Raw genomic sequence first — 11952 nt, forward strand, 5'->3', positions numbered from 1 at the left:
CAGATTTGCTTGAGCTGGCTGAGGCGGATTCGCTTGTGCTTACTGAAGCGGATTGACTAGAGCTCAATGATGCAGACTGGCTCGAGCTGACTGAGGCAGACTGACTTGCGCTCACTGACGCTGACTGACTTGCACTTGCAGATGCAGATTGACTCGAACTCGCTGAAGCAGACTGACTTGCACTCAATGATGCTGATTCACTTGCGCTCACTGAAGCGGATTGGCTTGAGCTTACGGACGCAGACTGGCTGGCACTCACTGAAGCGGATTGGCTCGAACTTACTGAAGCGGATTGGCTGGCACTTACCGAAGCTGACTGGCTGGCACTCAATGATGCAGATTGACTCGAGCTTACTGAGGCAGACTGACTTGCGCTCACTGATGCTGATTGACTTGCACTCGCTGAAGCGGATTGGCTAGCACTTACTGATGCTGACTCACTTGCACTTAATGATGCAGATTGACTCGAGCTCGCTGAAGCGGATTGACTCGAGCTTACAGATGCAGATTCGCTTGAACTTACTGAGGCGGATTGACTAGCACTCAATGATGCAGATTGGCTGGAGCTTACTGAGGCTGATTGACTTGCACTTGCTGAAGCAGACTGGCTATTACTTACTGAAATTGACGCTTGATTTGGCGTGATTTGTCCATTAAATGTATCTGAAACCAAACCATCCACTGTCGTACTTGCAGTCACCGGTCCACTAGGAAGTCGTCCTCCATTACGATCATATACCTTCTTCAGCTCATTTGCAGTAAAGGTTACACTAGTCGAGCTCACCGTTGCTTGTTTGGTGAACATCTCCCCTGCAATTGTAAGAGTAACAGTCCCATCTGGAGCAACCCCATCTACCGTAATCGCTTGATTTGAGAGCCCACCTTTTTCGTTAAGATATTGATTCTCTATCCTTGGCGTCTGAGGGCGCACAGTAAAGCTCACGTCAATTTCATCCGTACTTCCATCTGGATAAGTTACCACCGCTGTCAAAGTATGCCGACCAGCAGACAAATTCGTATTGGTTCCAGATTTCCAAGTATAGGTTGTTCTAGTTCCCTTAGTAATTCCTGTAGTAGGTAATTCTGGTGTCCCTGTAGCATTCGTGATGTACTGACTGGCTTCACCAACAGAAACAGTCCCTGAATTGGCCGTTAGAGTAAAGTTTCGATTCACCTCAGCATTGATAGCTGGTTCGTACTTTTCAGACTGAGCATGGACTTCAAATTGAATTGCGGCAGGGTTGGCTGTTAAATCTTTTACAAGACCTACGTCAGTAGTATTTCCGCTAAAATTACCTTCCTGATCATAGGTGAAAACATAACGGGTCCACAAACTATTTACTGCTTGATTTTTTCCAACAGAACCCGTGATTGAAACGGTGAAAGGATTTGATGCTGTAGCATTTCCATCTTTGGCTAGTTTATTTGTCGGAACAATCATACTGATACTTTGACCATTACTCGTAGTGAATGAGACAACAGTTGAAGTAGCCGGATAGGCCGCGGGAACAGCAGTAGGAACAAATTTTGCATGTTCAATTCGACCACTGTTATCAGTAAACTCAATGGTCGCAGAAAAATTTTCTTCTCGATAAATTTTAAATTTTTGTCCTTCTAGAACTGCGCCACCTGTAACGGTTATTTTCTGAAGTTCTGGCTTCTCTGTATCCCTAGCAGCTCTGAAGCTAGCGGTATTTGAAGCTTGGGTTAAAGCTTGTCCGTTTCTGCTGTCACGAAGTCCAGACTTGGCACGTAACACAGCATTTGCAATACTATTTCGAGCTTCTGTAGCCTTATTCAAAATAGAAGTAAAATCAGAAAGCTCCCCTTTCAAGGCATCTGCTATCTCATTCTTCGCTAGACTAGTCTTCGTGATTGCCTCATCCGAGTTTGGAAGCCCCTGAGCTTGAGCTAGAAACTGCCCAATCTCAGCAGACAAGGCCTCTAATTTCTTCCGTTTTTCTTCACTTTGCTTTTCTGTCAAGGCTACAGAAGTCATTGTGAAACTCGATTCAGCCGTCACACCTTCATTCTTTACACGACCAGACTGACTTTGAGGCAAGGATTCTGTAGAAAAATCAACTGCTTTTAATTCTTTCGAAGGTTGTGATTCTTTCACTGTCTCCCGAGCTGACTCACTTGCTTGGTACTGACTTTGAACACCAACTGAAGCTCTCTCTGACAGATTACTATTCGCTTGATTTTGTGTCCCAAGGGATTCACTTGAACTAGCAGTTACACTTTGACTGTTTGCCAAGGATTGACTAGTGGAAGCAGATTGGCTCATCGACTGGCTCACGCTAGAAGAGTTTGAGGCACTGATAGACTGGCTCGTAGAGGCAGATTGACTGGCGCTCTGCGAATTGAATTCTGACAATGACTGGCTTTGACTGGTAGACAAAGACAAGCTAGCAGCATCTTGATGATCCTGTGTCGTCCCTAGCACTACTGAATCTCTCGTCGCCAGGGTATCTTTTGATTCGACAGTCTTTTCAACAGCGACTGCATCATTGGCATAAACACGCGTTTGCGTCGCAGCAAAACCACCTAAGATCGTTCCCGTAGCTGCTATCCCTTTCAAGACATCCACGCCGGTCAACTTCTGACCTTCTTGCTTTTCAACCATTTCTGTCTTTACTTGGATCGTATCCGCACTTCCACGCATCACCTTAAATAAGCCAAAAAGGGAAGTCGAGGCCCGTAGCCAATGCTTCCCTGATTTGATTAATTTGAACCGAGTTACACGGTCTGTTTCTCTATATTCACCCTTCTGGCGTCTAAAAAACATGTTCATCCCCTCAACTTGAAAAAGATCTATTCACCTATAAAATACTATCTTCTTATTATATACCAAATATACCGACAATTCAATATCTATAATATATCCTAAAGAAAGAAAATGATTTCAAAAATAACTTGATTTCAAATCTATTCTGTTTTTTCAATATAATCTTCATTTTATTGTTCTGTTAATATATTTTATTTATTTTTTAACCATTTCTAAATGCTTAAAAAATCGAGTAACTAATTCCAATCACTCAGGGAATTGATTTTTATTCAAAATATAGAAAAAGTCCATGAATCAATAGCATCCACAGACTTTTAGGAGTAGAGTATTTAAAGGCAGTTTCACAAATGAATCAATGAAGCCGGTAGCCGATGTAACTTTCTAGCCTTTCCGACGAAAAAATCCACGAATCGATAATATTCGTGGATTTTTCCTAGTGAAGCGTTTAGGTAAGCCGATTTTACACTACGACACGGAGTTTGGCAAATCGATTCTATTTGCCAAACGTAGTTAGTAAGGCAGTTAGCTAGTTCGCCAAATAGCGACTAGCGTCCAACAATTAGGAACTTTAGTTCCAATTGTTGGTGCTGAGTTACATTTTTTCCTCCAACTCTACGTCCGGATACTTGTCCGCAAACCAGCGAAGAGCAAAGTCATTTTCAAAGAGGAAGACTGGTTGATCGAAACGGTCTTTGGCCAAGATATTGCGGCTTGAGGACATGCGCTCGTCCAAGTCCTCAGGCTTGATCCAACGAACGGTCTTTTTACCCATTGGGCTCATGACCACTTCTGCATTGTACTCGCCTTCCATGCGGTGCTTAAAGACTTCAAATTGGAGTTGTCCGACAGCCCCTAGCATGTACTCGCCTGTTTGGTAATTCTTATAAAGCTGAATGGCTCCCTCTTGCACCAATTGCTCAATCCCCTTATGGAAGGATTTTTGTTTCATGACGTTCTTAGCAGAAACTTTCATGAAAATTTCAGGGGTAAAGGTTGGCAGTGGTTCAAACTCAAACTTGTTTTTTCCAACCGTCAAAGTGTCTCCAACCTGATAAGTACCGGTATCGTAAACCCCGATGATATCTCCTGCCACGGCATTGGTCACATTCTCACGACTTTCCGCCATAAACTGGGTGACATTAGACAGTTTAGCCCCTTTACCAGTACGAGGTAGATTGACACTCATACCACGCTCAAATTCACCCGATACGATACGAACAAAGGCGATACGGTCACGGTGACGAGGGTCCATGTTGGCTTGGATTTTAAAGACAAATCCTGAGAAATCCTTGTCATAAGGATCCACAATTTCGCCATCTGTTTTCTTGTGTCCATGTGGTTCTGGAGCAAACTTAAGGAAGGTCTCAAGGAAGGTCTGCACCCCAAAGTTAGTGAGAGCTGAACCGAAGAAGACCGGAGTCAGTTCTCCTGCAAGAATAGCTTCTTCTGAAAACTCATTCCCTGCTTCTTGCAACAGTTCGATGTCGTCCTTAACCTGAGCGTAGAAAGGATTGCTTCCAAAGAGCTTATCCCCTTCTTCCAGACTGGCAAAACGTTCATCCCCTTTATAAAGTTCCAAACGTTGGTTATAGAGGTCATACAATCCTTCAAAGGCTTTCCCCATCCCGATTGGCCAGTTCATAGGATAGCTCGCAATGCCAAGGACTTCTTCTAGTTCTTGCAAGAGGTCCAGTGGCTCACGACCATCACGGTCTAGCTTGTTCATAAAAGTAAAGACTGGGATGCCACGGTGCTTCACAACCTCAAACAATTTCTTGGTTTGGGCCTCGATACCCTTGGCAGAGTCCACGACCATGACCGCAGCATCCACCGCCATCAAGGTCCGATAGGTATCTTCTGAGAAGTCCTCGTGCCCTGGTGTGTCGAGGATATTGACGCGCTTGCCATCGTAGTCAAACTGCATAACAGATGACGTGACCGAAATCCCACGTTGTTTCTCGATATCCATCCAGTCAGACTTGGCAAAAGTCCCTGTTTTCTTTCCTTTAACCGTACCAGCCTCACGAATCTCGCCCCCAAAATAGAGTAATTGCTCTGTAATGGTTGTCTTACCCGCGTCCGGGTGGGAGATGATGGCAAAGGTACGGCGTTTCTTGATTTCTTCTTGAATAGTCATAAGTTCTCTTTCTTTGATTTCTATTTTTAGTTGTTTCAGTTGCTAAGAATGATGTTTACATTGGATTGTACTATTCCTTTCAACTCTCCATTATAGCGGATTTTGGGGAGTTTTTCAATTGCTCATCTGATGAAAAGGCAAGCTAGAGCACAGATTGCACCTGATTTCTCTTTTTCCACCGTTTCTTAAACAAGATATCAAAAAGAACAAGAGCCAGTGAAAGGATGACCGACACAAGGAGGTACTTTATCCATAGAGGAGCATTCGAGATAAACGGGGTATCTCTTAAGAGACCATAATTTCCACCCGTCACCTGATTAACCCCAACTAGAAAGAGATTGAGGATAAAGGTATAGGCTACAATCATATATTTCTTGAGCAAGGTCTTGTCATAGTGATTCATCAAATAAACCAAGGAATTCACTAGAAGGGCATAGTGCCCAATCAAAAATGAAAAACTGGTGATATGGGGGAAATCATAGGGATCAAAAACAGGGTAAACCAAGGCAAAGACAGCTCCGCTTGCTCCTAAGAGGGCAAAATATTGCTTGCTCCGCCATTTATCTGGCAAGAAAACCACCGCAAACATAGCCAAACGGCAATGATAAAAAGGAAGGCTATTAGAAAATGGAATCCCAAAGCCAACATACCAGCTATATAGGGCTAGTAACTGGAGAATCTGAATCCCCTTAAACAAGCGAACAAATTTTGGATTTTTGTGATAAGCAAGTGCTCCATAAATACAAAGCACTAAGACAAGCATCATAACCCCATACCAAAAAAGCGAAATGGGAGGAGGAACCGTCTGAGATCTGGTGATAAATTGATGGAACATATTTCTATTCTAATTCTTATTTTCTCTATTCTCTAGTTTAACCATTATAGCGAATTAAAAGCGATTTTTCAATTTCTATTTCTTTTCAGTTTGGCTCCCTTATTTATAGGAAAATATGGTAAAATAGAACAGACTAAAAATCATCATTTCACGAAAGGATGCAAGATGAAAATTACGCAAGAAGAGGTAACACACGTTGCCAATCTTTCAAAATTAAGATTCTCTGAAGAAGAAACTGCTGCCTTTGCGACAACCTTATCTAAAATTGTTGACATGGTTGAATTGCTGGGTGAAGTCGACACAACTGGTGTCGCACCTACTACAACCATGGCAGACCGCAAAACTGTACTCCGCCCTGATGTGGCTGAAGAAGGAACAGACCGTGACCGCTTGTTTAAAAACGTACCTGAAAAAGATAACTACTATATCAAGGTACCAGCTATCCTAGATGATGGAGGAGATGCCTAATGACTTTTAATAACAAAACTATTGAAGACTTGCACAATCTCCTTGTCTCTAAGGAAATTTCTGCAACTGAATTGACCCAAGCAACGCTTGAAGATATTAAATCTCGAGAAACAGCTATCAATGCTTTTGTCACTATCGCTGAGGAGCAAGCTCTTGCTCAAGCTAAGGCTATTGATGAGGCTGGAATTGACGTGGATAATGTCCTTTCAGGAATTCCACTGGCTGTTAAGGATAATATCTCTACCGACGGTATCCTTACAACTGCTGCCTCAAAAATGCTCTACAACTACGAGCCTATCTTTGATGCGACAGCCGTTGCCAATGCCAAAGCTAAGGGTATGATTGTCGTTGGAAAAACCAACATGGACGAGTTTGCCATGGGTGGTTCAGGTGAGACTTCCCACTATGGTGCCACTAAAAATGCTTGGGACCACAGCAAGGTTCCTGGTGGTTCATCAAGTGGTTCTGCTGCAGCTGTAGCGTCAGGGCAAGTCCGCTTGTCACTCGGTTCTGATACTGGTGGTTCCATCCGCCAACCTGCCGCCTTCAACGGGATTGTTGGTCTCAAACCAACCTACGGAACGGTTTCTCGTTTCGGTCTCATTGCCTTTGGTAGCTCTCTAGATCAAATCGGACCTTTTGCACCTACTGTTAAGGAAAATGCGCTCTTGCTCAACGCTATTGCCAGCGAAGATGCCAAAGATTCTACTTCTGCTCCTGTCCGCATTGCCGACTTTACTTCAAAAATTGGGCAAGACATCAAGGATATGAAAATTGCTTTGCCTAAGGAATACCTCGGTGAAGGAATTGACCCAGAGGTTAAGGAAACCATCATCAAGGCAGCCAAACATTTTGAGAAACTTGGCGCTATCGTCGAAGAAGTGAGCCTTCCTCACTCAAAATACGGTGTTGCCGTTTACTACATCATCGCTTCATCAGAAGCTTCCTCAAACTTGCAACGCTTTGACGGTATCCGTTATGGCTACCGCGCAGAAGATGCAAGCAACCTTGATGAAATCTATGTAAACAGCCGTAGCCAAGGTTTCGGTGAAGAAGTGAAACGCCGTATCATGCTTGGAACATTTAGCCTTTCATCAGGTTACTATGATGCCTATTACAAGAAGGCTGGACAAGTTCGTACCCTCATCATCCAAGATTTCGAAAACGTCTTTGCGGATTACGACTTGATTTTGGGACCAACTGCACCAAGCGTTGCCTATGATTTGGACTCACTCAACCACGATCCAGTTGCCATGTACTTGGCTGACCTTTTGACCATCCCAGTCAACTTAGCTGGTCTTCCAGGAATTTCTATTCCTGCTGGATTTGCTCAAGGTCTCCCAGTCGGTCTCCAATTGATTGGTCCTAAATACTCAGAGGAAACCATTTACCAAGCTGCTGCTGCTTTTGAAGCAACAACAGACTACCACAAACAACAACCTGTGATTTTTGGAGGTGATAACTAATGAACTTTGAAACAGTCATTGGACTTGAAGTCCACGTAGAGCTCAACACCAATTCAAAAATCTTCTCACCTACTTCTGCCCACTTTGGAAATGACCAAAATGCCAATACCAACGTAATTGACTGGTCTTTCCCAGGCGTACTTCCAGTTCTCAATAAAGGTGTTGTCGATGCAGGTATCAAGGCTGCACTTGCCCTCAACATGGACATCCATAAAAAGATGCACTTTGACCGCAAGAACTACTTCTATCCCGACAATCCCAAAGCCTACCAAATTTCTCAGTTTGATGAACCTATCGGTTATAACGGCTGGATTGAAGTCGAGCTAGAAGACGGTACGACCAAGAAAATCGGTATCGAACGTGCTCACCTAGAAGAAGACGCTGGTAAAAACACCCACGGTACAGATGGCTACTCCTATGTTGACCTCAACCGCCAAGGGGTACCATTGATTGAGATTGTTTCTGAAGCCGACATGCGTTCCCCAGAAGAAGCCTATGCTTACCTGACAGCCCTCAAGGAAGTTATCCAGTACGCTGGCATTTCTGACGTTAAGATGGAAGAAGGTTCTATGCGTGTGGATGCCAATATTTCGCTTCGCCCTTATGGTCAAGAAAAATTCGGTACCAAAACTGAGTTGAAAAACCTCAACTCCTTCTCAAATGTTCGCAAGGGTCTTGAATACGAAGTCCAACGTCAAGCCGAAATCCTTCGCTCAGGTGGTCAAATTCGCCAAGAAACACGCCGTTACGATGAAGCGAACAAGGCAACCATCCTCATGCGTGTCAAGGAAGGAGCTGCAGACTACCGCTACTTCCCAGAACCAGACCTACCCCTCTTTGAAATCTCTGATGAGTGGATCGAAGAAATGCGTACAGAGCTGCCAGAATTTCCAAAGGAACGCCGTGCGCGCTACGTATCTGACCTTGGCTTGTCAGACTACGATGCTAGCCAGTTGACTGCAAACAAAGTCACTTCTGACTTCTTTGAGAAAGCTGTTGCTCTCGGTGGTGATGCTAAACAAGTCTCTAACTGGCTCCAAGGTGAAGTTGCTCAGTTCTTGAACGCAGAAGGCAAAACTCTCGAACAAATCGAATTGACACCAGAAAACTTGGTTGAAATGATTGCCATCATCGAAGACGGCACTATTTCTTCTAAGATTGCCAAAAAAGTCTTTGTCCACCTAGCTAAAAATGGCGGTGGAGCGCGTGACTACGTGGAAAAAGCAGGAATGGTCCAAATCTCAGACCCAGATGTTTTGATTCCAATCATCCACCAAGTCTTTGCGGATAACGAAGCAGCCGTTGCCGACTTCAAGTCAGGCAAACGCAACGCAGACAAGGCCTTCACAGGATTCCTCATGAAAGCAACCAAAGGACAAGCCAACCCACAAGTTGCCCTTAAACTACTTGCACAGGAATTGGCCAAGTTGAAAGAAAGTGAGTAATTCGCTACTAGTCACCCAATAGTCTACTCAGCAAGAGAGAAACTACCTGTTCAATCATATAGTTAGGAGACACATGAAAAAGTTTTACGCTCTTTTAATGACCTGTTTATTACTTGTTTTTCTATCCGTGCCTCAAATCGTTGATGCGGGTGTCGGACATTCCAGAAGTGGAGGGAGTAGCCGCAGTAGCTCCAGAAGTAGCAGCCGCTCAAGTGGAGGTGGAAGTCGTTCTGGTGGCTCATCCTACCACTACTACCGCTCTGGATATGGGTCATCTTCTGACAGTTCTGCTAGCTCTCCCTATCTAGGATTTATGTTCATATTAGTCGGAGGAATCATACTAGTTGTTATCGTCAAATCCTTGCAGAATAAGTCTGGAGATTCAAGTTCAACAGACACTAGTAATGATTCTCAAACGCTCCATCGTCGAGTTGAACACAACACACGGGCCATTAGTCTTGTGAAATACGGAGATCCAAACTTTGACGCGGAAGCTTTCACATCTTGGGTTAAGGAAGTCTACCTTAAATTGCAGGTTGCCTGGACTGAGAAAAATTGGAACTCTGTCCGCGCTTTGGAAAGTACCAGTCTCTACTCCCAACACAGTGCCCAACTCGAAGACCATATTCGTGCTAAAACAACTAATGTTTTAGAGAAAGTTTGTATCGAAAATGTTCGCATCAAGGAGTTTATTGAAAATCCTGACGGAAACGATACCTTAGTGGTGATTCTATCATCAATTTTACGAGACTATGTCATTGACGATGAGACTCGCCGTGTCCTTGAAGGAGACCCTAAAAAAGATCTCTTCACCGTGTATCAATTGAACTTTATCCGCCAACACGGTAGCCAAACGCAAGCAGTCAATACAGACCAAGTTGTGAGCGACCACTGTCCAAACTGTGGCGCCCCATTGAAAATCTCTGCAGTTAGCGAGTGCGACTACTGTGGTGCCAATCTCTCTCGCAGTCCAAACCAATGGGTACTGGATACCTATGATGTTGTGGATGAAGACGAGCTTTATAATTAGGAGGAATTATGGGATTTATACGTGCAGCCTTATCAGCAGGCTTAAATAGTTTTAATGATAGTAAATTCAAGGAAGCCATCGTCCTTCCAGACAATGTCTCTGGCGACGCCTTGGCCATCAAGGGACAATTACTCACAAAAGACCCAGATGGACGTTCTCGTCACAGCAATCAAAATACTGGACTTTTGTCAGATGGCAGTGTGGTTATCGTTCCTCAAGGTTATACCGCTGTTTTGGTAAACAACGGTACCTTCCTTGGTGAAGTCCTCGAAGCTGGTAGCCACGAATGGCAAGCTGGTGATAACGCCTGGCTCCTTGAAAAAGGTGGTTTAAAAGGCACTTGGGAAAACTTTAAAAACCGTTTCTCTTTCGGTGGACAAGTCATCACCCAACAAGAAATTATTTTTATCCGCATGCAACCTATTGCAGGTAATAAGTTCGGCACACAAAATGCGGTCGAATACTTCAGCGAACGTTACCAACAGCTGCTTAATATCCGTTTCTATGGCTTGTTTGATGTAAAAATAGCAGATCCAGTCCTCTTCTACGTGAGTTCTGTTAGCCGTCAAATTACTGACGGACAGCCATTTACTCTCCAAGATGTAGCTCAAGGAACGCTCCGTCAAAATATCGCACCGAAAATCGCGATTGCCATTGCCAAATATACCAACGAAAACAAGGTTGATATCTATAGCCTCAATGCCAACCAAGACACCTTTAACGAACTCGCTAAACAAGAGGTCAACAAGGTTTGGACAGGCCTCTACGGTATTGAAGCAACTAATATCTTGCTTGAAGACCTCAGCTACGACCAAGAAAGTCTTGCCATTGTCCGCAAACTTGACAGTGAGCTCGCTGCCATGAAGTATAACACGATTGAGATTGAAGAACGCCGTGCGCGCAACGAAGCGCTTATTGCTGCTGCTGCCAACGAAGGAAATGGCAATGGGATGAACATGTTTATGGGCATGAATCTTGGCCAAACTCTCGGTGGTCAACTAAGTCAACAAGTCCAAAATCAAGCACCGGCTCAAAATGCTGGGCAAGCTACTAGCAAGAATTTTTATATCGAAGTCGATGGAAAATACGTCCTCGTCACCAAAGACGAAGATGGCAATATCGTACCAGTCAACTAATTAAGCTCCTTTTGACATTTGAGTAATGTTGTCTTTTATGGTACAATAAAGAGTAAATTATTTTATTAAAGAGGTAAAAACATGATTGAAGCAAGTAAATTAAAGGCTGGTATGACCTTTGAAACAGCTGACGGAAAATTGATCCGCGTTTTGGAAGCTAGCCACCACAAACCAGGTAAAGGAAATACCATCATGCGTATGAAATTGCGTGATGTCCGTACTGGTTCTACATTTGACACAAGCTACCGTCCAGAGGAAAAATTTGAACAAGCCATCATCGAGACTGTCCCAGCTCAATACTTGTACAAAATGGATGACACAGCCTACTTCATGAATACAGAAACTTACGACCAATACGAAATCCCTGTAGTCAACGTTGAAAACGAGTTGCTTTACATCCTTGAAAACTCAGAAGTGAAGATCCAATTCTACGGAACTGAAGTGATTGGTGTCACCGTTCCTACTACTGTTGAATTGACAGTTGCAGAAACTCAACCATCTATCAAAGGTGCTACGGTTACAGGTTCTGGTAAACCAGCAACGATGGAAACTGGACTTGTCGTAAACGTTCCAGACTTCATCGAAGCAGGACAAAAACTCGTTATCAACACTGCAGAAGGAACTTACGTTTCTCGTGCCTAATCTCT

At 43.8% G+C, this 11952-nt stretch carries 9 protein-coding genes; 6 read left to right on the plus strand and 3 right to left on the minus strand.

Features of this window, described 5'->3' with window-relative positions; genetic code table 11:
• The 3 genes from GMD5S_RS0200005 to GMD5S_RS0200015 all read right to left on the minus strand — a co-directional run.
• A partial coding sequence (locus GMD5S_RS0200005) for an accessory Sec-dependent serine-rich glycoprotein adhesin (RefSeq protein ID WP_016893664.1) occupies positions 1-2788 on the minus strand: 2788 nt, incomplete at its 3' end.
• A 592-nt stretch (positions 2789-3380) separates the two neighbouring features.
• Positions 3381-4925 carry a peptide chain release factor 3 gene (locus GMD5S_RS0200010; RefSeq protein ID WP_000155103.1) on the minus strand — a complete coding sequence of 515 codons (1545 nt, stop codon included), beginning with the start codon at positions 4923-4925 and terminating at the stop codon, positions 3381-3383.
• Between the two features lie 142 nt (positions 4926-5067).
• On the minus strand, positions 5068-5760 hold the full coding sequence (locus GMD5S_RS0200015; RefSeq protein ID WP_025172594.1) for a YwaF family protein: 693 nt from the start codon (positions 5758-5760) through the stop codon (positions 5068-5070).
• A gap of 165 nt (positions 5761-5925) precedes the next feature.
• On the opposite strand from GMD5S_RS0200015, the gene gatC reads away from it, so the two are divergent.
• From gatC to efp, 6 genes are all read left to right on the plus strand, one after another.
• Positions 5926-6228, plus strand: coding sequence for an Asp-tRNA(Asn)/Glu-tRNA(Gln) amidotransferase subunit GatC (gatC, locus tag GMD5S_RS0200020; protein ID WP_000705419.1), 303 nt, complete (start codon positions 5926-5928; stop codon positions 6226-6228).
• A complete protein-coding gene (gene gatA / locus GMD5S_RS0200025; protein ID WP_000143710.1) occupies positions 6228-7694 on the plus strand; it encodes an Asp-tRNA(Asn)/Glu-tRNA(Gln) amidotransferase subunit GatA in 1467 nt (488 codons plus the stop codon). The genes gatC and gatA overlap by 1 nt, the downstream gene beginning before the upstream one ends.
• Positions 7694-9139, plus strand: a complete 1446-nt coding sequence (gatB, locus tag GMD5S_RS0200030) for an Asp-tRNA(Asn)/Glu-tRNA(Gln) amidotransferase subunit GatB (protein ID WP_001008647.1) — start codon at positions 7694-7696, stop codon at positions 9137-9139. The genes gatA and gatB overlap by 1 nt, the downstream gene beginning before the upstream one ends.
• Positions 9140-9212: 73 nt before the next feature.
• On the plus strand, positions 9213-10169 hold the full coding sequence (locus tag GMD5S_RS0200035; RefSeq protein ID WP_000715067.1) for a zinc-ribbon domain-containing transport protein: 957 nt from the start codon (positions 9213-9215) through the stop codon (positions 10167-10169).
• Between the two features lie 8 nt (positions 10170-10177).
• Positions 10178-11305: an SPFH domain-containing protein gene (locus GMD5S_RS0200040; protein WP_000505813.1), complete on the plus strand. Its 1128-nt coding sequence runs from the start codon at positions 10178-10180 to the stop codon at positions 11303-11305.
• Between the two features lie 81 nt (positions 11306-11386).
• Entirely contained in the window at positions 11387-11947 is a 561-nt protein-coding gene (efp, locus tag GMD5S_RS0200045) for an elongation factor P (protein ID WP_000568642.1), read from the plus strand.
• Positions 11948-11952: the final 5 nt, after the last annotated feature.

It is taken from the genome of Streptococcus sp. GMD5S, from assembly GCF_000298715.2.
In the GTDB taxonomy this organism is placed as follows: Bacteria; Bacillota; Bacilli; order Lactobacillales; family Streptococcaceae; genus Streptococcus.

What these genes read in the sequence shown, in the direction of transcription:
- GMD5S_RS0200040 (WP_000505813.1), top strand. Translation starts at nt 10,178, where the DNA reads ATGGGATTTATACGTGCAGCCTTATCAGCAGGCTTAAATAGTTTTAAT.
- gatA (WP_000143710.1), top strand. Translation starts at nt 6,228, where the DNA reads ATGACTTTTAATAACAAAACTATTGAAGACTTGCACAATCTCCTTGTC.
- GMD5S_RS0200015 (WP_025172594.1), bottom strand. Translation starts at nt 5,760, where the DNA reads ATGTTCCATCAATTTATCACCAGATCTCAGACGGTTCCTCCTCCCATT.
- gatB (WP_001008647.1), top strand. Translation starts at nt 7,694, where the DNA reads ATGAACTTTGAAACAGTCATTGGACTTGAAGTCCACGTAGAGCTCAAC.
- gatC (WP_000705419.1), top strand. Translation starts at nt 5,926, where the DNA reads ATGAAAATTACGCAAGAAGAGGTAACACACGTTGCCAATCTTTCAAAA.
- GMD5S_RS0200035 (WP_000715067.1), top strand. Translation starts at nt 9,213, where the DNA reads ATGAAAAAGTTTTACGCTCTTTTAATGACCTGTTTATTACTTGTTTTT.
- GMD5S_RS0200010 (WP_000155103.1), bottom strand. Translation starts at nt 4,925, where the DNA reads ATGACTATTCAAGAAGAAATCAAGAAACGCCGTACCTTTGCCATCATC.
- efp (WP_000568642.1), top strand. Translation starts at nt 11,387, where the DNA reads ATGATTGAAGCAAGTAAATTAAAGGCTGGTATGACCTTTGAAACAGCT.